The organism is Streptomyces sp. NPDC002773, assembly GCF_040295605.1.
GTDB lineage: Bacteria > Actinomycetota > Actinomycetes > Streptomycetales > Streptomycetaceae > Streptomyces.
In genome coordinates this window covers 25917-44052 of record NZ_JBEOVO010000044.1, presented here as the reverse complement: position 1 = coordinate 44052, position 18136 = coordinate 25917, and the positions used below count along the sequence as shown (strand labels likewise).

Annotated in this window: 18 protein-coding genes and 2 pseudogenes; 7 read left to right on the top strand and 13 right to left on the bottom strand. The window is 68.8% G+C overall.

The genetic code is table 11. The features are described 5' to 3' along the window. Positions 1-402 precede the first annotated feature (402 nt). Positions 403-840: a hypothetical protein gene (locus ABT034_RS32260; RefSeq protein ID WP_351220633.1), complete on the bottom strand. Its 438-nt coding sequence runs from the start codon at positions 838-840 to the stop codon at positions 403-405. 330 nt (positions 841-1170) lie between these two features. On the opposite strand from ABT034_RS32260, the gene ABT034_RS32255 reads away from it, so the two are divergent. Then, the gene (locus ABT034_RS32255; protein WP_351220632.1) at positions 1171-3825 is read left to right on the top strand and encodes a DEAD/DEAH box helicase; all 2655 of its coding nucleotides are present in this window, start codon (positions 1171-1173) and stop codon (positions 3823-3825) included. Between the two features lie 75 nt (positions 3826-3900). Here the strand turns inward: ABT034_RS32255 and ABT034_RS32250 are convergent, their stop codons facing one another. Both ABT034_RS32250 and ABT034_RS32245 read right to left on the bottom strand, forming a co-directional pair. Further along, positions 3901-4737 (bottom strand): VWA domain-containing protein, encoded by an 837-nt coding sequence (locus ABT034_RS32250; protein WP_351220631.1) that lies wholly within the window; start codon positions 4735-4737, stop codon positions 3901-3903. A gap of 68 nt (positions 4738-4805) precedes the next feature. Beyond that, the gene (locus ABT034_RS32245) at positions 4806-5111 is read right to left on the bottom strand and encodes a TerD family protein (protein WP_351220630.1); all 306 of its coding nucleotides are present in this window, start codon (positions 5109-5111) and stop codon (positions 4806-4808) included. Between the two features lie 188 nt (positions 5112-5299). Between ABT034_RS32245 and ABT034_RS32240 the strand changes: the two genes are divergently transcribed. Then, positions 5300-5488, top strand: coding sequence for a hypothetical protein (locus ABT034_RS32240; RefSeq protein WP_351220629.1), 189 nt, complete (start codon positions 5300-5302; stop codon positions 5486-5488). A gap of 189 nt (positions 5489-5677) precedes the next feature. Then, positions 5678-6457, top strand: coding sequence for a hypothetical protein (locus tag ABT034_RS32235; protein WP_351220628.1), 780 nt, complete (start codon positions 5678-5680; stop codon positions 6455-6457). On the opposite strand, the gene ABT034_RS35370 is transcribed toward ABT034_RS32235, so the two are convergent. Genes ABT034_RS35370 through ABT034_RS32225 form a run of 3 tightly spaced genes read right to left on the bottom strand, consistent with a single transcriptional unit; the run spans position 6444 to position 8527 of the window. Next, on the bottom strand, positions 6444-6776 hold the full coding sequence (locus tag ABT034_RS35370; RefSeq protein ID WP_502973102.1) for a rodlin: 333 nt from the start codon (positions 6774-6776) through the stop codon (positions 6444-6446). The genes ABT034_RS32235 and ABT034_RS35370 overlap by 14 nt on opposite strands. Before the next feature lie 36 nt (positions 6777-6812). Next, the gene (locus ABT034_RS32230) at positions 6813-7916 is read right to left on the bottom strand and encodes an NAD(P)H-dependent flavin oxidoreductase (protein ID WP_351220627.1); all 1104 of its coding nucleotides are present in this window, start codon (positions 7914-7916) and stop codon (positions 6813-6815) included. Further along, complete coding sequence (locus ABT034_RS32225) at positions 7913-8527, bottom strand: flavodoxin family protein (protein WP_351220626.1); 615 nt, start codon at positions 8525-8527, stop codon at positions 7913-7915. Before ABT034_RS32225 ends, ABT034_RS32230 begins: the two co-directional genes overlap by 4 nt. Positions 8528-8641: 114 nt before the next feature. Between ABT034_RS32225 and ABT034_RS32220 the strand changes: the two genes are divergently transcribed. After that, a complete protein-coding gene (locus tag ABT034_RS32220) occupies positions 8642-9241 on the top strand; it encodes a TetR/AcrR family transcriptional regulator (RefSeq protein ID WP_351220625.1) in 600 nt (199 codons plus the stop codon). Here the strand turns inward: ABT034_RS32220 and ABT034_RS32215 are convergent. After that, positions 9238-9504 carry a hypothetical protein gene (locus tag ABT034_RS32215; protein ID WP_351220624.1) on the bottom strand — a complete coding sequence of 89 codons (267 nt, stop codon included), beginning with the start codon at positions 9502-9504 and terminating at the stop codon, positions 9238-9240. The genes ABT034_RS32220 and ABT034_RS32215 overlap by 4 nt on opposite strands. A 3-nt stretch (positions 9505-9507) precedes the next feature. On the opposite strand from ABT034_RS32215, the gene ABT034_RS32210 reads away from it, so the two are divergent. After that, the gene (locus tag ABT034_RS32210) at positions 9508-9657 is read left to right on the top strand and encodes a hypothetical protein (RefSeq protein ID WP_351220623.1); all 150 of its coding nucleotides are present in this window, start codon (positions 9508-9510) and stop codon (positions 9655-9657) included. An 868-nt stretch (positions 9658-10525) separates the two neighbouring features. Next, a complete protein-coding gene (locus tag ABT034_RS32205) occupies positions 10526-11332 on the top strand; it encodes a hypothetical protein (RefSeq protein ID WP_351220622.1) in 807 nt (268 codons plus the stop codon). Between the two features lie 538 nt (positions 11333-11870). Here ABT034_RS32205 and ABT034_RS32200 read toward each other — a convergent pair. Both ABT034_RS32200 and ABT034_RS32195 read right to left on the bottom strand, forming a co-directional pair. Further along, positions 11871-12068, bottom strand: a complete 198-nt coding sequence (locus ABT034_RS32200) for a hypothetical protein (protein ID WP_351220621.1) — start codon at positions 12066-12068, stop codon at positions 11871-11873. Continuing rightward, positions 12061-12336 carry a hypothetical protein gene (locus tag ABT034_RS32195; protein ID WP_351220620.1) on the bottom strand — a complete coding sequence of 92 codons (276 nt, stop codon included), beginning with the start codon at positions 12334-12336 and terminating at the stop codon, positions 12061-12063. Before ABT034_RS32195 ends, ABT034_RS32200 begins: the two co-directional genes overlap by 8 nt. Before the next feature lie 703 nt (positions 12337-13039). Between ABT034_RS32195 and ABT034_RS32190 the strand changes: the two are divergent. Next, a pseudogene (locus ABT034_RS32190) lies at positions 13040-14253 on the top strand (helicase associated domain-containing protein); the annotation flags it as partial. A 130-nt stretch (positions 14254-14383) separates the two neighbouring features. Here ABT034_RS32190 and ABT034_RS32185 read toward each other — a convergent pair. From ABT034_RS32185 to ABT034_RS32170, 4 genes and pseudogenes are all read right to left on the bottom strand, one after another. Next, positions 14384-14539 (bottom strand): hypothetical protein, encoded by a 156-nt coding sequence (locus tag ABT034_RS32185; protein ID WP_351220619.1) that lies wholly within the window; start codon positions 14537-14539, stop codon positions 14384-14386. Positions 14540-15036: 497 nt separating this feature from the next. Further along, positions 15037-16230 carry a PP2C family protein-serine/threonine phosphatase gene (locus ABT034_RS32180; RefSeq protein WP_351220618.1) on the bottom strand — a complete coding sequence of 398 codons (1194 nt, stop codon included), beginning with the start codon at positions 16228-16230 and terminating at the stop codon, positions 15037-15039. Positions 16231-16652: 422 nt separating this feature from the next. After that, positions 16653-16874, bottom strand: a pseudogene (locus tag ABT034_RS32175) (IS256 family transposase); the annotation flags it as partial. A 145-nt stretch (positions 16875-17019) separates the two neighbouring features. Next, complete coding sequence (locus ABT034_RS32170; RefSeq protein WP_351220617.1) at positions 17020-18075, bottom strand: terpene synthase family protein; 1056 nt, start codon at positions 18073-18075, stop codon at positions 17020-17022. Positions 18076-18136: the final 61 nt, after the last annotated feature.

Here is an 18136-nt window from a genome sequence, read left to right as displayed (position 1 = left end):
ACCCCATCGCTGCGCGATGGGCGAGCGAACCACCGCGCTGCGCGCGGTGGTTGCGCTCCCGCTCCGCGGGAGCGCTGGTGGCTCGCTGCGCGAGCCACTCACCTCCGGTGCTGCGCACCGGAGGTGACGCCCTGTTCGCTGCGCTCCCAGGGCTGCGGGGCTTTGCCCCGATGCCTCGGGTTTCCGCTTCGCTTCAACCCGGGGCCGCCGGGTCCGCTGTGCTCCCCCGCCTCAACGGTCCTTCCGGCTGCGCCTCCAGTCCCAGGGCCCGCTGGCGCGGGCCCTGGCTGGCTGTGAGGGTGGGTCGCTCTCCGGTCTGGGTCTCATGACTTTCCTCTTGCATGAGGAAGCTGAGGCCTCGGTGGCTGGTGCCGGCGGTGCCGGCGGCGGGGTGCGGGACGGTCAGGCTTGATCGGCCTTGCTTGTGGGTGTCCAGGTCCAGGGCTTTGGCGCAGACGCTGGGCCCTCCATGGCACTGCGGAGCTTTTCCTTCAGGCTCTTCGGCAGTGCTTCCTTCTCTTCTCGCGTGTGCACGAGCTGGGCCGTGGTCACCCGTATATGGCACTCGCGGTGACGTTGCTTCACGAGCACTACCCATGACCCGTCTTGAGTGAGCAGGGCATGGCGGGCAGGCTCGTCTCCCGGGCGGGCGTGACGGGCCAGAATGCCTGGCAGGTAGTGCAGTGCCGCGTCCTCGGCGGCCGCGACCGCTTCCCTACGGTCTGAGCCGATGCGGTGCGTGCCTGTGAGCATCCATCGATGCAGTTTGAGGTCGGTACCGTCGACGCGTTGGGTGGTTCGGGTGTCCTCTTCGATGAGGACGTACCAGTCTGCGGTCATGGGTGGACGTTATCCGCTGGTGTGGCCCGGGGTGTGTCTCAGCTTGATGCAGCATGTAGAGTTGGCACAATAGCAGGATGCCCTAGAGGGTCTTCTAGTGGATCCAGGTGCTGATTCTCGTCTTCGGTGGATCGCATTGCCCATACTCGACAGCCATTTCGTAAGAATGGTTGCCGACGTAGACGCAGGGTGAGTAGACGGGCTGCATGCCGTACCAGGCTGTCCATATGAGGGCGGTGAGGGCGAGGGCGGATGCCAGGTGCTTCCACGTAGGGGGTCCTGCGATGGGACGGATCATGGCGCTGATCCTAGGACAGAGGGTGAGGGGTCTTGATTTCGCTCAGGGAGCATCAGGTAGACCAGCGGTCGGCGTTCCGTAGGTGGGTGGGATTTCCTGCAAGATCACCTGTGCCGCCGGAGGGGGTACGGGGCACGATCGTGTCGGCGACCGGGTCGGGCAAGACGATCACGGCCGCCGCGTGCGCGCTGGAGTCCTTCGCGGGCGGCCGGATCCTAGTCACCGTCCCGACCCTGGACCTGCTCGTACAGACCGCCCAGGCGTGGCGCCTGGTGGGTCACACCGCCCCGATGGTCGCGGTGTGCTCGCTGGAGAACGACGCGGTCCTGGGCTCGCTGGGGGTGCGCACCACCACCAACCCGATCCAGCTTGCCCTGTGGGCCGGGTCCGGGCCGGTCGTCGTGTTCGCCACCTACGCCTCCCTTGTGGACCGGGAGGACGTCGACGCTCCCGAGGGGCAGCGGAAGGTTCGCGGGCCGCTGGAGGCCGCGCTGGCGGGCGGGGAGCGGCTCTACGGGCAGCGCATGGACGGCTTCGACCTCGCGATCGTGGATGAGGCCCACGGCACCGCTGGTGATCTTGGGCGTCCTTGGGCGGCGATCCACGACAACCAGCGGATCCCGGCGGACTTCCGGCTCTACCTGACCGCGACCCCGCGCATCCTCGCCGCTGCCCAGCCCCAAAGGGGCGCGGGAGGCCAGGAGGCTGAGATCGCGTCCATGGCCGACGACCCGGACGGCACCTACGGCGCGTGGATCGCGGAGCTCGGGCTCTCGGAGGCGATCGAGCGGGAGATTCTCGCCGGGTTCGAGATCGACGTGCTGGAGATCCACGACCCCTCGCCCGTGTTCGGGGAGTCGGAGGAGGCGCGGCGGGGCCGGCGCCTGGCGCTGTTGCAGACCGCACTTTTGGAGCACGCCGCGGCGTACAACCTGCGTACGGTCATGACGTTCCACCAGAAGGTCGAGGAAGCCGCGGCGTTCGCGGCCAAGCTCCCCGAGACCGCAGCCGCGCTGTACATGAACAACGCCTCGGACGAGGACCTGGCAAAGGCGGAGCGGCTGCCCGCGTCGTCGATCGACGCGGAGTTCTACGAGCTCGAGGCCGGCCGCCACGTACCCCCGGACCGCGTCTGGTCGGCGTGGCTGTGCGGCGACCACCTCGTCACCGAGCGACGCGAGGTCCTGCGGCAGTTCGCCAACGGCATCGACGCCGCGGGCCGGCGGGTGCACCGGGCGTTCCTCGCGAGCTGTCGCGTGCTCGGGGAAGGCGTGGACATCACCGGCGAGCGGGGAGTCGACTCGATCTGCTTCGCCGACACCCGCGGCTCGCAGGTCGAGATCGTCCAGAACATCGGACGGGCGCTGAGGCTCAACAAGGACGGCTCCACCAAGGTCGCCCGGATCATCGTGCCGGTCTTCCTGGAGCCCGGCGAGAACCCCACCGATATGATCGCCAGCGCCTCGTTCCGCCCCCTCGTGGCGGTTCTCCAGGGCTTGCGTTCGCATGACGAACGTCTGGTCGAGCAGCTCGCCTCCCGCGCCCTCACCAGCGGCAAGCGCACAGTTCACGTACGGCGCGACGAAGACGGGCAGATCGTCGGGGCCGACGGGGAGGACCAGGAGGACGACGACACGCAGGCCGTTCCAAAGGCGGCGGTGCTGCACTTCTCCAGCCCGCGCGACGCCGCGACCATCGCCGCGTTCCTCCGTACGCGGGTCTACCGGCCGGAGTCCCTGGTCTGGCTCGAGGGCTACCAGGCGCTGCTGCGGTGGCGGAAGGAGCACGAGATCACCGGCCTCTACGCCGTGCCCTATGACGTGGAGACCGAGGTCGGCGTGACGAAGGACTTCCCCCTGGGGCGGTGGGTGCACCAGCAGAGGAAGGCACTGCGGGCGGGTGAGCTGGCGGAGCGGCGTAAGGTGCTGCTCGACTTGCCGGAGGCCGGGATGGTGTGGGAGCCCGGCGAGGAAGCCTGGGAGAACAAGCTCGCCGCTCTCCGCTCCTACAGGCGGGCCATGGGACACCTCGCCCCGCGACAGGACGCCGTGTGGGGCGAGGGCGAGGCGATGGTGCCGGTCGGCCAGCACATGGCGAACCTGCGCCGGAAGGGCGGTCTGGGGAAGGACGCGGAGCGGGCCGCCGTACGCGCGCAGCAGCTCGCCGCGATCGACGAGGACTGGAACTGCCCGTGGCCCCTGGACTGGCAGCGGCACTACCGCGTCCTCGCCGACCTCGCCGCCGACGAGGACGGCGGCGTCCTGCCGGCCATCGAACCCGGGGTGCTCTTCGACGGCGACGACATCGGCAAGTGGCTGAAGCGGCAGAAGAACCCGGGCACCTGGGCACAGCTGTCGGACGAGCAGCAGCAGCGGCTGGCGAAGCTGGGCGTGACGCCCGACCAGACCCTGGCCCCCACCCTGGCGGCCAGTCGCGGGGCAAAGAGCCCGAGCAAGGCACAGCAGGCATTCCAACGCGGCCTGACCGCCCTCGCCCAGTGGGTAGAGCGAGAAGGCGCCCACCGGCCCGTGCCGAGGGGGCACGCTGAGGAGATCGTGGTCGACGGCGAGACAGAACCGGTAGCCGTCAGACTGGGCGTGTGGGTATCGAACACGAAATCGAGGAGAGACCGGCTGGACGCCGACCAACTCGCCGCACTCGCGAAGCTGGGCATGGAGTGGGCGTAATGCTCATTGACGGGAGTCAGCCTGCCTGGTGGACGCTGCGTGTGGATGGCAGCCGGGCCTGGCTTGACGTAGAGCTCACGATTGCATCCAGGCAGCGAAGGCGTCGACAAGGCCCGTGTAGAACCGCTCGCCAGGCACCGATCCCGGGTTCTTGCTGGCGTCATAGAACGCGACATTGGTGAAGGTGGCAGAGGCGGAGGCGTTGAGGTTCTTGTAGAAGGCGAGCTTGCCGCGGCCGAATCCGACGAACAGCCAGAAGACGCCAAGTGAGGCGGTGTTCTGGAGCATGGATCGGACCTCCACTTTGTCCCAGGGTTCGTCGCCGACCTGGGTCACGATGAAGGCGGGGTCTGCAGCGCCGGACTCTTGGTAGTGGCTGACCGCGCGACGCATCGCGTCGGCGACATTGCCCCATCCCCAGTCGACCTGGGTATGCAGCTGCCCGATACGGCCGCGGTAGTTGTCCAGCCGGATCTCCTCCAAGAACGGCTCTCGCCCACTGGAGAAGATCACGGGCACCGTGCCGTCGTCGTCGAGGTTGGCCGACAGAGCCAAGACGCGTTCGGCGAAGGCCTGCACGGCGAACGATTCGTAAAGCTCTTCCATGTGCCAGTCGTGATCCAGAATGAGGTAGACGGCAGCTCGCCGCCCCGTAATCCCTCGATCTGCAAGAGCTTGGCCAGCCTGTCGCACGGGAGCCAGCAGACCCGGAGCCTGTCGCTCCACCTTCGTCAGGTCGACCGCAGCGGCCGTAGTCGTGCGTGTCTGCGCAGGGAGTGACGCGGAAGAGGGCTCGGGATCGACATCAACACCGTAGTCGGTCGCCAGTCCTGCAAGGCCGGAGGCGTAGCCCTGCCCCACGGCCCGGATCTTCCACCCGTCACCGCGGCGGTATACCTCCGCCAGGACCACGACTGTCTCCCCCGACCCGAAGTCCGGCGCGGTGAACGACACCGCCCGGGCGCCACTCTGGGTAATCGTCAGCTGCGGCGCGCGGGTAAGACGGCGCCGGGCTGCAGCGGGTCAGCACTCGCCACAACAACCACACGGTGTACGTCTGCCGGCAGGCGAGACAACTCGGCAGTGACAGCCGCGCCGTCAACGGACACCCCGTCTTGGGCCGGGTGGTTGTAGAAAAGTAGGTCATGATCGCCGCGAACCTTGTCATCAGGGCCGACCAGCAACGCGGACACGTCCGCTGAGAGCCCCGGCACCGCCACCGACAGCACCGTCCGCGTTGTCAGCAGTGACACATTTTCGCCCTTGCGCAGCGACGTCGTCTGCATTCCCGCCCCCTGTTGATCACTGGAGAAGAAGCGGTAGTCACCTATACGCGCATCTGCGGCCGCTTCGCCGTATCTAGAGCATGCACATCCTTCCTGCGCGGCTGCCTGGGCCATACCAGTGATCACTGAACATGAACCCTGGCCAACCAAGATGACAAGACCACGACGAAGCCGACGGGGTCCTGCTGTTGCTGCCCTATACCGGCAGTGTCCAGCGCTGGGCCACCTCGGACCCGGCCACCGACGAGGTGCTGCGCATCTGGTACGTCGCTGTCACACGCGCCCTCCGCCTGGCCGCCATCGCCCTGCTCGAGGAAGGGATCGACGCACTGGCACACCTGCTGGCAGCGCGTCGGGTGCCAGTCCGCATCGTCTGATCCCTCTTCCATCTGAGCCACAGGTCTGGGGGCGGGGAATGAAGGCTCGCGGCGGACGGCATCCAGCGCCGTCGTGAGGTGAGGGCACCCGTCTGTAGCCGGCCTGCGAGGAATCCGGTGTGCATGCGTCCTTCATTGAACATCCGCCACAACCCCCGCCCGGTTCGGTGAACACGAGACCATGGTGCAGTGACCCGTTACCCCAGCCTCCTGCGGATTGCTCCTCTGCTGGGGGAGACGACCTCGTCGCTGATCTGCCGCATCGCCTGCCGCTATGGGATGGAAGCAAAGGTGCTGCGGGCCTGCTGGAAGTGGCGCAACTATCCGCCCGGGCACGAGGGCGGAGGCGCACGGGCCGATGCCGAGGTGCTGCTGTTGGCGGCCGGACGCCGACGCCTGGCAGGCCTGTGCGGCGTCGAGGAAGGCGTGCTGGCACGGGCGTTGCCGTCCTGGGGAGAAGGAGACGCCAAGCTGCGCGCCGAGGATGACGATCCGGTGGGGCTGTGGCGGGTCGGTGGCGCGGTAGCCGGTCCGGTGGCGTTCGGCTGCCGGCTGTGCACGGCCCGGCGCACCGGGCAGGGGCTGCTGGCAGTGCGGGATGTGCCGCGGTGGGAGCGGGTGTGCGGGCGGCATGGGCGGTGGCTGCTGGACGCGGACGCCAACCAGCCCCTGGAGCACCTCGATCTGCGAGGTCTGCCGGAGGTAGTAGCGGCGCAGCGGCGGTGGGCCTCGGTGTCGCGGCGGGCGGTGCGGGCCGGCGCGGAGCCGGAGCGGGTGCTCGCGCTGGCGCGTGCGGTGGTGGCCCGGTGGTGGGAGCAGGCTTACGGCTGGGAGCGGGAGACGGTGTGGCCGCAGCGCCTGCACCTAGGAGCTGTCTTTCAACCTGAATCCGTGCCCTCAGCGGTGCCGTCGATCAACTGCTCATGCGGGCTGGCCAACGGCCACAGCTGGGTGGTCAGGGGTTGTTAGTGCCGTTCTGCGAGAGAAGGGGCAGTTGGTCGATGAGGTGAGACAGTGGCTGGTCCCCCTGAGCGTCGCTGTTCTCGGCACACTGCAGATTCTGGTCTGCGCTGAGGGTGCCCTGCACTCCGATGCTGGTCAGCGCGACGATGTTCTGCACGTTCGTGATGGGGATGCCGATACACGGGGCGTTCGTACCAGTCGAGGAATTCGGTGGCGGAGGAGACGTTGGGGCCCCAAAAGCCGCGGTGCGGTAAGCCGGTCGACCAGATCGCCTGGCGCCGACGTCGTGATCGAGTGCCCGTGCAGGGCGCCGGCGCTCGATCACGGCGGCACGTGGCCGCACTCCACTACGCGGGCTTCCTCAACGGGCTCGAGGTGATCCGAGGGGGACGCCCTGACTTGGGAGCTCCTTGACCAAGTGGGCCAGGTACTCCTTTGCACCCAGGTCATCGCCAGCCAGCGCTGCCGCCTGTCCGGCCCACAGATTCACGTACTCCGGCCTTCCCTGGGCAGCGGCGGCCCGGCGGATGGGCTGCATCAGGGCGTTCTGGATGGGATACGGAGGCACGGCGTCCTCGTACGCCGCCATGTCGCGGACGAACCGGTTGGGTATGCCGCGGGCGGTGCGGCCGGAGAAGAGCCGGGTGAGGACGGTCGTACGGGCCGCTGGGGTCCCGAGCTGACGCTTGTGGGCGTCGCTCGCGCCGGATTCCCGGGTGGCGAGGAACGCGGTGCCGATCTGCACGGCGTCGGCGCCGAGGGTGAGGGCGGCCCGGATGCCGCGGCTGTCGGCAATACCACCAGCGGCGATGACGGGCGCGGTCACGGCGTCGGCGATCTGCGGCACCAGCGAGAAGGTGCCGACCAGCGACTCCCGTACGGGTGCGAGGAACGCCCCGCGGTGCCCGCCCGCGTCACTGCCCGAGGCCACGATGGCGTCGAGGCCCGCGTCGTCGAGGGCGACGGCTTCCTCCACTGTCGTCGCCGTGCCGATCAGGGCGATGCCTTTACGGCGCGCCTCGTCGACGACGCGGCGCGGCGGGATGCCCATGACGAAGCTGATGACGGGCGGCGCGGCGCCGAGGAGTGCGTCGATCTGATCGTCGAAGTCAGGCAGGGCTTCGACTTCCTCGTAGGCGGGGGCTGCGGCGCCGAGTTCGTTGTAGTGGGGACGGAGCCGCTCGACGTGAGCGGTGAGTACGGCGTTGTCCGGCAGTGCGGAGCGCTCGCCCTCCAGTGGCACCCAGAGGTTCACGGCGAACGGCCGACTCGTGGCGGCTTTCAGGGTGGTGAGGAGCTCGGTGATCGCGGTGGGGGTGAGAATGTGCGCGCCGTAGGATCCGAGGCCGCCGCCCTCACTGACCGCGGCGGTGAGGGCGACGGAGGAAAGTCCGCCGCCGAAGGGGCCCTGGACGATGGGGTGCTCGATGCCCAGCAGGTCGCCGAGCCGGCCCGGGCCGCTCATGCGGTCACCACCAGGGCGGCGGCCTCGCGGCCGTGGGCGAACTGCAGGGCGGTGCGGGCGACGCGGGCGCCGAGGTGGTGGGCGGTGCGTAGGTCCGAGTCGGTGGGGGCTTGGTCGGGTCCGAGGTCGGAGGAGGACTGGGCCATGGCGCCGACGAAACCGCCGAGGCGGTTGAGGTCGTCCGGGCTGCCGGTAGAGGTGTAGGCCCAGCCGGGGAGCAGGCCGAGCGAGACCCAGGTCATGCCGTGCTGCGCGGCGAGGACGGCCAAGGACAGCAGCACGTTGTCCTTGTTGCCGTTGATGCCGGCGGAGTTGGTGAAACCGGCGGCGAGCTTGCCCTGCCAGCCCTGCTCGGCCCATACCTTGCTGCTGGCCTCGGCGAACCGCTGGAAGACGGCAGAGGTGGACCCCATATAGGTGGGCGAGCCGAAGATGATCGCGTCAGCCTCCTCGAGAGCCGCCCAGAGACTGTCGTCCAGAGTGGCGACGTCCCGCAGGTCGGCGCGCACGCCGGGGACCGAAGCGACGCCGGCCGCGACGGCGGCGGCCTGGCGCTTTGTGTGGCCGTAGCCGCTGTGGTGAGCAATAACGACGGAAAGTGGCGCGGACATGGATGTCCCTTCGTTCTCTGTGAAGCGGTACGCGAAGCAACCCGACCATAGACGACCGGTCAACTATTTACTAGCTCGCGAGTCGGATAGTTGACCGGACGTATACTCAGCCTCATGGGACGCACCAGCACGGCACGCGAACGCCTCATCGACGCCACCGGTGAACTGATGCAGAGCCGCGGCTACAGCAACCTCGGCGTTGCCGAAATCTGCGCCAAGGCAGAGGTGAAGAAGGGCAGCTTCTACCACTTCTTCGAATCCAAACAGGCGCTGACGGTCGAAGCCGTCAACGCCTACTGGCGCGCCGAACGCAGCTGCTGGACCACCGAGCTGGCCGCCTCCGGCCCCGCCCTCGACCGCCTGAAGCGACTCCTGGACACCATGGCGCAGCTCCAGCGCCGGATGAAGGAGACCTCGGGGACGGTCGACGGCTGCCTCCTCGGCAACCTCGCACTGGAGCTGGCCACCCAGGAGCCCGCCGTGCAGACCCGCCTGGAAGAGATCTTCGACGAACAGATCGCACTCGTCGCCGCCACCCTCAACGACGCTGCCGACGAGGGAACCGTCCCCCGCGAGCGAGCCACAGCGGCCACCGCACGAGCCGTGGTCGCCCACCTCGAAGGACTGGTCATGTTCGCCAAGCTCAAGAACGACCCCACTGTCCTCAACGACCTGTGGCCGCACACACTGCTGCTGCTCGGAGCCGCAGGCTAAGAAGTCGTTGACGCCAGCTCGTCGGCGCGGGCGCCGGGGACCAGCCGGGCGAGTTCGGCGAGCAGCGCGGCGTGGGCGAGGACCGGCGGCGTCAGAAGGTCGGCGGCAGCTTCACGGGCGCCCGGGTCGCGGTAGTGCCCGAGGTGCGCGGCCAGGGCGTGAGCGAGCCAGGCGTCGACGTCGGCCTGGACGTACCCGTCGGCTCGCCGGGTCAGCTCGTCGCGCGCGGCTTCGTCCCCGTCGCGGGGCTCGGTCTGCTCCAAAGCGTGGAGCTCGCGCAGCGCCTGGAGCTCGTCGGCGCGGGCCGCGATCCGCTGCGCCTCGCGTACGGCGGCCTCGCGTACGGCGGCCTCGCGTACGGCGGCCTCGCGGTCGGCGGCGGCCGTGGCTTCGGCGGCGAGCTCCGGCCTGGATGACGTCGTCGCTTTCCGGGTCGTAGACGGCCCAGCGGCGCGGCGGCGAGCAGCTGGGTCCAGGCGCTCCCACTCCGCGAGCTCCGCCCGGCCGCGGACGCCGTCCGTCAGGTCCTCGTGGCGGGAGTCCTGCCGCGCGTCGAAGCGGGCGTCCTCGAGGGCGCGATGGCGCCGGCGTCCATCCCCTTCGCCCGGCGCCGTACGACGCGCCGCCCGATGCGCGCGGGGTCGACCGGCTCCCGGAGCAAGGCGACGCGCGGGGCGAGCGGGCGGCGGGCGGTACGCGGGGGCGGCCAGGGAGTGGTCATCTTCGGCCTCGCATTCATAGTGCGGATTCAGAAGCGGGCCGTCATCAGAGCACTGTACGACGGCCCGCCGGATTGAGCCGAAGCACGAGAGTTGTCACCGTCGGCATCCACTGACCTGCGGATTCGATCGAGTGAAGCGCGGCGGTTGTCATAGATCGGCGCGCTGCTTGTCACCAGCAGCGCGCGACGTGCGGTTGGTGTCACCGACTCCTGCGTCCCATCAGTTGCCTGAGGGAGCAGCGGCCCGACGACCAGCGCGGTGCGCCATGTCCGGCCCCGAAGATCGATGACCGCTTGCGTGGATCGCCTGATCCCGCGGCATACGAGCAACAGGCGGTGGAGGCGTTGCCTGGCGGGCGGGTAGGACGGCACCATGGAGGCACCAGAACACGGGGGTGGAGCCGATGAGTCGCTTAGTACTGCCGTCCCTCTCCCCATACAAGCCAGCGCTGCCCCTGCAGGAAGCCGCCCCACTGGTCGGCCCCAAGGACGGCAAAGTTCATGTCCTGGAACACGAGTACCCATGGCGCTACGACGCATGGCGCGCAGTACACATAGGCCCCTTGTTCCTGGTGCGGACCCCTCAGCGGCAGGACGCGGCCCGACAGTTCCTGTTCGACAGGGCGGGTGTCGAAATCCGGACCGCCACAGTGATGAGCTGCCTTGTGCCGTGCACGGCACAGACCTGCCGCCGCTGGGTCGAAGGCGCCGTCGCCTATGCCTCCGCCATGGACGACATCTGCGCCGAGCTCATCGCCGCCCACCGTCGTGCCAGCTCCGTTCCGCAGTGGAGGCGCTTCGCCGCACCCCTCGCCCTGCGTAACTGGGAGCAGACCCGGCAGCGCTACGAGCGGGTCATCCAGGAGGCCAGTGAGGCCTACAAGCCGGTCCGCAAAGAGATCCTGCAAGCGATCGATGCCGAAAAGGACAAGGCCGCCGAACACGCACGGCAGGCAGCTAAGGCCCGCCACCGCAGGGCCGAGCTCGCCGAACGGCCCATCTGGGGCTGGTCATCGGCGGCAACGAACGACCGGCCGATTGCCCACATCTTCCGGCACGACCTGTACGCCGGTGACAGCCTCGCCCTGACTTCGCCGCAGGTGAATGGACCCCTCGGCTTGCCGGGTCTGCGCCAGGCGCTCAAAGTCCTGAAGCCGGCCCAGCTGCAGTGGGACAGCACGGCGATCACTCAGACGGAGCGTGAGCTGGAAGGCGTGAGCTTCGAGAGCTGGTGGCGGGAACTGTTCTCCGAGGACTACCGCACCTTTACATCGCCCCCGCCAAGCCCCCCATCCCGCAACTGGGGCGGTGGCACGGCCACCGGCGGAACAGGCGGTTTCACAGGCGGGCTCAGCTTCGGCGGGTACTGACGCAGCCAAGCCCCGCCCCACGCTCCTGGCAGCCTCAGCGATCAGGTCTGGCACTGCTTGGTGGATGCCGGGGACCAGCCGCTCCAGGAACCGCCGCTGACCTGGGCGTGCACTCGGATTTCGACCTTGACACTGTCGCATGCCCGGTCCTTGCTTCCCGCTTCGACCGGACCCACAGTCGCACCCGCCCCGACCGAGATACGGCTGCTGCCCAACTTCTTCCAGTCAAGGCCCGGAGTACGCCAATATGCCTCGTAGGAAACATTTACCGCCCTGGGTCCTGTGTTCCGTAGCGTGACATACGCCGTCACCTCCCGGTAAGGGACGTCGCCCAGCCATTGCCTCTGGGCGCTGATGCAGCCGTTGACCGCCACACGGCCGGTCGACGTGCCCCCGCCACAGGCGATTGACGCGGCGTGAGCATTGACCGGAAGGGTCAACACGGTAAGCGCGGCTGCACCCAGCACCGTTCCCATACCCCTGACATGCATGACATGTGCCCTTCGCTGGGTTTCTTACTGCCTGAAGGGACCATGGCTCACATCAGAGCATGGCATGTGGTTTCGACCAGCCCTTCATCCAAACGGGTACGGCTCGCGGCTTCGAGCGCGGCCAGGCGCCGGTTGAGGTTGGGGTCGTCGCTGGCGTCGATGACGACGCGGACGGTACGGCGCGGGACGACGGGCCGGGCGGCGGGGACTTGCGTCTGCTCGGCGGCGGCCAGGGTCTCAGTCACGCAGGCCGCCGCCGAGAAGGGAGTAGGCGTTGTGGACCGTGGTCTCGTCGACGGTGTCCAGGTTCTGCTCGGCGCACAGGGAGGCGGCGGTGTGGGTGAAGACGGCCCAGTCGCGCATGGTGCCGTGGCCGTAGGAGTTGTCGACCTCGACCAGCAGTTCGTCAGGGGCGTCGCCGTAGATCGGGTGGTAGCGGCGCATCAGGGCCGGGACCTTCGCCAGGGCCAGGGGTGAGAAGGGCAGGCGGCGGAAGACTCGGGAGCGGAGCATCGGCCTCCTTGGACAGGACCTCCCAGCAGCCGTCTCCGCCGACGTAGAGCAGGGCGAAGCGGGTCTTGGGGTGGTCATGGAAGTGGCGCAGCAGCTCGATGCAGTCGCCGTTCAGGCGCTGGGCCTCGTCGACGACGCCCAGGCGCATCGGGGTGGCAAGCAGGCCGACCATGGTGGTGAGGTCGAACCAGGTCATGAAAAATCGAACAGAGTCGGAAGCAGGTGCCTCCCGATGAGAACGGAAGGCACCAGGTGGTCCGGGCCTCCTTGTGGTCGCCGCGCTCCGTCCGTGCCCCCAGTCACAGGCCTTCCGCCAACCGTTGGATCGTCCTCCAGCGCGGGGCGTCGTCATCAGGGACATCCGGAGACGCGAAGTGGAAAGGCACGCGAAGGTAGCCGGCCAGCGCCCGGCCGACCTCGGCGGCGGCAACACCAGGAGGGCTGTCAGATCGGTGGTGGATGGCGCCTCCACCGCCGCCACACGGCCTGGGAGAGCCGCGGCGCGGGCTGCGAGCGAGGGGGGCCAGCGGATCAGACGGCGTGCGCTGCACGCGGTCGCCCAGAGCCTCGTATCGCGCGTGGACCACCCGCTCGGCTTCGTGCCGGCCAACTCCCAGCGGGCGCAGCGCCTCCCAGACGGACCTGACCGCCGACAGCCGACGGTCGCGCAGCACGTCGGCATCGACCTCTCGGCAGGTCCGCCCTGGTCGACATCCTCCAAGCCTTGCGCTCCCACTCGGAACGCATGGTCGACCAGCTCGCCTCCCGCGCCCTGACCCGCGGCACCGAACGCCGGCGTATCCACGTCCGGCCCGCCGGCGCGGCCGGCCCGGAGAACGGAGACATGCCCGAGGAGAGCAGCGAGGCGCAGCAGGAGGTCGACCGGGTCACCTCGGTCGTGGTCAACTTCGCCTCCCCCGCGACGCCGCCGACATCGCCGCCCTCACCCGCTGCCGCGTCATCCGGCCCCAGTCCCTGGTCTGGCTGGAGGGCTACCAGGCCCTTCTCCGGTGGCGCGTCGAGAACGGGATCACCGGCCTGCACGCCGTCCCCTATGACGTCGAGACCGTAGTCGGGACGACGAACGCGTTTCCGCTGGGGCGATGGGTCCACCAACAGCGAAAAGCGCTGCGGGCCGGTGAACTCGACCCCCACCGCAAAACCCTCCTCGACGAGGTTGGCATGGTCTGGGAACCCGGTGAGGAAGCGTGGGAGAACAAACTCGCCGCGCTGCGATCCTACCGGCGGGCCATGGGGCACCTCGCGCCGCGTCAGGACGCGGTGTGGGGCGAAGGCGAGGGAGAGGGCCTGGTGCCGGTTGGGCAGCACCTGGCCAACCTCCGCCGCAAAGACGGCCTCGGGAAGGAGCCGGAACGGGCCGCAGTACGCGCGGAGCAGCTGGCGGAGATCGACCCCGACTGGAACTGCCCCTGGCCACTCGAGTGGCAACGCCACTACAAGGTGCTCGCCGACCTCGCCGCCGACGAGGCCGGCGGAATGCTGCCCGACATCCAACCCGGCGTGCACTTTGACGGCGACGACATCGGACGATGGCTCCAGCAGCAGCGCAAGCCCGCCACCTGGAAGCAGCTGTCGACCGAACAGCAGGAACGGCTGTCCAAGCTGGGCGTACAGCCCGACCAGGCACCGGCCCCCGCGCCGGCGGCGGCGCGTACGGCGAAGGGCCCGAACAAGGCACAGCAGGCATTCCAACGCGGCCTGACCGCCCTCGCCCAGTACGTCGCCCGAGAGGGAGAGCCCGCGGTGAAGCGGACCCACCGAGAGAAGATCTTCATCGACGGCCAGGAGCACGATCTGGCCCTGGGGATCTGGTACGCCAACCAGAAACAACGCCGCGACAAACTCACCCAGGAACAGCTCAACGCACTCGCCGAGCTCGGCATCGAATGGGCATGAGGCGTACCAAACGCGTACACAGCGCGCACCAATCACCGCATAAAACCGTACCAACCAGCTCCCCCACGAGATGGCGAAAAGCCCATATCCGGCGGTGGTCTCACAGGGCCTGGCGGCCTTTCGGCAGGGCTCAGTGCTCCGGCAGCTCCCATGCAGCGAACCAGTGGGGGAACGGTCCGGCGGAGGGTGGGAAGGCGAACGGCGGGGTGCGATCGGTGAGCAGGCGCAGCACGAACTCGCCGGTGCCGTAGTCGAAGCGCCGCCACTCACCGTCCAGGTACTGCACCAGGACCGGCCAGTCGTCGGGATCGGCCGGTCCAGTCAGCCAGTGGAAGGTCGGCTCCTGCTCGGAGGTCCCTCATATGAGCACGCCGCCGGGCGCGGGGTGGACCGGGTACGGCCGGTACAGGTTGGCGTACCGCTTCATGTCCCGGCCCCCGGGAGACCAGATCCGTGCCCAGCGCTCCCGGCACCAGCAGGTCCAGGTACTCGTCGAAGCTGCCCGGGCCGAAGGCGTCGACGATGTCCTTGTAGTCACCGGGCAGCGCGGTGCCCAGTGCGGCCTCCGTCGTGGCCCAGTCGACGCCGCGCCGATCGGGCTCCGTCCATCCGGTGGCCTCCCGCAGCAACTTCACCCACCCGACACCGGCCGGGCGGGTGAACGCGTGTCGGGCGAGGATCGCGACGCGGCACGGGCCGTCGGCGGAGGACGACAGAGCCGGAGCTCCCCGGCCCTGGTCCACCGCCCGGTCGCGCGCGCGGTTGATCCGCTGTGGCTGGGACTCAGGCGGTCGCGTGAATGCGCGTTTCGGGGCCGTGCCAGTCCAGGCACAGGACGGTCGCGTCGTCTCTCGGCGGCTGGCCGTCATAGACGTCGGTGACCGCGCCGACCAGCGCGCGTACAACCTCCCGCGGGTGCTCGTCGGCCGTCTTACGAAGGAGGCCGGGCAGGTCGACCGCTTCGGCTTCGCGTTCCTGCATCCCGTCGGTATGGAGCAGGAGGCGGTCGCCGGGGCGCAGGTCGAGGTCCTGGATCTGGTAGATGCCCGGATGGTGGCCGAAGCCGAAAGGCATGTTCACGGTCAGGTCAAGTTCGGTGACCGTGCCGTCGCGCAGGAGGAGGGGTCGGGGGTGGCCGGCGTTGACGAGCTGGGCGCCGCTTCCGTCGAGGGCGATGCGCAGGAGCTGGCCGGTGACGAAGGTGCGGTGGCCGTGGTCGAGGAGGGCCTGGTGGGCTTGGCGGGCCTGTTCGGCGAGGTCTTCTCCGGCGCGGCGGGCGCCGCGGGAGGCGTTGACCAGGAGGGTGGCCATCAGGGAGGCGTGGACGTCGTGGCCCATGGCGTCGGTGATGGACAGGTGCAGGGTGTCGTTGTCGAGGCTGTAGTCGTACGTGTCACCTGCAATGGTGGCGGCCGGGACCAGAGCGCCGGCCAGCGTGAACTGGGGAGCTTCGCAGGCGGCGGCGGAGGGCAGGAGCTGGCGCTGGATCTCAGCGGCGACGCTGACGGTGGTGGTGCGGTTGCCCCAGTGGTAGAGGTCGGTGAATCGGCGGTCGGTGACGATGATGTAGGCCAGCGCGTGCGCGGCCTCCTCTACCTGGGAGAGGACGTCCGGGGTGACCTCGGCGAGGAACAGCTCCAGGACGCCGATGGTGTCGCCGCGGTTCGTCACCGGGGCCAGGACCCGCTGCCCGTGATCGCCCTCCGGCTCACGCACCAGCTGCTGGGTGCGCAGGACCTCGTCGTAGATGCTGCTGTCCACGAGGGGGATCCTCTCTGCGCGGCCTTCCAGATGCGTGCCCTCCGTGTCGTGGACGCGCAGCATGCGCCGGCCCACGATGTCGACGAACAGGAACGACACGTACTGCGCCCCGAACCGGTCCCGCAGATTACGTGCGACAACGTCGAGGGAGTCCACCGGCGCGGCAGTCTCCGCCGCGGCCAGTACCTCGGCCAGCCCGGTCCGGTCACGCGCCACGCCAGCCTCCACACGTCTTGGACCACAGAACGATACGTGGCCCGCCGGGGTACCGGTCCCGCTTCTGTGATCCGCCACCTCGCTCGGATGGCCTCGTACGGCCTGCGGCAGCCGAGGAACCCTGGTGAGGCAGGTCCGCCAAGCGGATCGTGTACCCGCTCCCCGAGCAGGACTGGCGTCGGGTCCGCTCCGACGGCCTCGCCATCGGAGTCGAGCGCCGTCCGGACGACGTCCGCGTCTTCCTCGCCGCTGCCGGGGGTTCGAGGACGCAGAGGACGTGGACCTCACCGATTCCGCCGTCGTGCAATGGCGTGGCGCAGGCCCGAAGCGTGGGACCCACCCCGGCAAGCCCGTTGCAGCCGACGGCATCCGAGAGGGCTGGCGCCTGCTGCTACCACGGGAGCTCCGCGCAGATGGTCTTGCCGCCTTCCGGACCGGCTCTCGTAGCCGAGATGGTCCGTCATCTCACCGTCGAGAGCGGACTCCAGCAGCCGCTTCGTCAGCTGCTGGAGCAGACCGCCCTCTCCCGTCAGCTGCAGGCTCTCGGTCTGGGCTCGGGCCACGAGCTCGTTCAGGAACTGGTCATCCACAGCTGCAGGCGCAGCCCCCGCCTCAGATGCCGGGGCTATGTTCTCGCTGGTCACAGGTGCACTCTTCCATGATCGGCGTTACACCGTTCTTCGTACAGTCCCACTCCCCGCTGAGCTGGAGGGCCGGCGTCCGGCAGAGCAACCGGAGCGCATAGAACCAGCTCAGGGGCATCTGACCAACAAACGAAGAGCAGACCACTTACCCACTGGGCGGTGCCTGGACGGCCGCGCCGGGGAGTGAAAGGTGACCGGTGCGGTCAGCGTGCAGGGTGACAGTTCCCCTGTCGATGGGCTGGTGGATGAATCCCGAGGTGCCGTGGTACCGGGGAGCGAAGCGCGCCTGTTCCAGGTTCCCGGAGATCACGTATTCCAGGTGGTGCAGGTAGGCGGTTGTGTAGCGGTCGGCTCCCAGGCCGGACGCGCGGACTGCTGTCAGCATGTCGGTGACCTGCTGTTCTTTGTCGCTGATGAGGTCGGCGACCTGGTTGATTGCCTGCTGGAGCGTGGCGCCGTCGGCGAGCAGGACGCATACCGCGTTGACGTGGTCTCCGGCGAAGTGTTCGGTGCGGAACGAGAACAGGTCGTTGGAGAAGAGCAGGTGCTCGGCACAGGCCCAGTGCACGGGGCGCAGCTGGGTGAGGGTGTCGTCGGGGAGATCGACGCCTGCGGCGTATTCGGTGAGGATGAAGTACACCCAGGCTGCCAGGCTCTGTTCCAGGCGCAGGGTGGTGTAGCTCGTCAGGTCCAGGATTGCGTCTGGGGCGCGGGAGGGCATCTCTGTGAAGCAGCCGCGGCCGAAGTCTTCGGTGGCCGTGCGCAGACGGTGTCGCTGGCGTGCGGGCATCCGGCCGGCCATGTCGTGCCAGATGTCTGCCAGGGCTGTGCCGTACGCCGTGGTGGCGGTTCCTCCGTCCAGGACGGTGAGCATATCGGTGAAGATCCGCTTTACGTCGGCGGCGGCGTTGGGGCCTTTGCGGAGGAAGAGGTCGTCGAAGGCGAAGAGGAAGGATGTCAGCCGGGACAGGTCGTGGAAACGGGCCTCGTCGGTGGCTGGATAGGTGACTGCTGTCCACAGGGCACTGCGCTGGGAGAGGAACGCGCTCAACGCGTTCTCGGTGGGAAAGGGGTAGTTCTGGCGCATCCACTGGTCGTGCAGGGGCTCCAGCCTGTCGATGGCGGGGTGCCGGCCGGTGGCCAGTTGGCGGGGCAGGGCGGGCAGTTCGAAGGTGGCGCCCGGCGGGATCACATGCGTCATGCGGCAGGTCCCTCGGCATCCATGCTCGTGCGAGAGGTCCAGGCCACGCAGTCCTCACAGG

Coding starts and splice junctions, on each gene's coding strand:
- ABT034_RS32260 (WP_351220633.1), bottom strand. CDS start 840: ATGACCGCAGACTGGTACGTCCTCATCGAAGAGGACACCCGAACCACC.
- ABT034_RS32245 (WP_351220630.1), bottom strand. CDS start 5,111: ATGCAGACGACGTCGCTGCGCAAGGGCGAAAATGTGTCACTGCTGACA.
- ABT034_RS32230 (WP_351220627.1), bottom strand. CDS start 7,916: ATGAGCGGCCCGGGCCGGCTCGGCGACCTGCTGGGCATCGAGCACCCC.
- ABT034_RS32225 (WP_351220626.1), bottom strand. CDS start 8,527: ATGTCCGCGCCACTTTCCGTCGTTATTGCTCACCACAGCGGCTACGGC.
- ABT034_RS32220 (WP_351220625.1), top strand. CDS start 8,642: ATGGGACGCACCAGCACGGCACGCGAACGCCTCATCGACGCCACCGGT.
- ABT034_RS32195 (WP_351220620.1), bottom strand. CDS start 12,336: ATGCTCCGCTCCCGAGTCTTCCGCCGCCTGCCCTTCTCACCCCTGGCC.
- ABT034_RS32170 (WP_351220617.1), bottom strand. CDS start 18,075: ATGACGCATGTGATCCCGCCGGGCGCCACCTTCGAACTGCCCGCCCTG.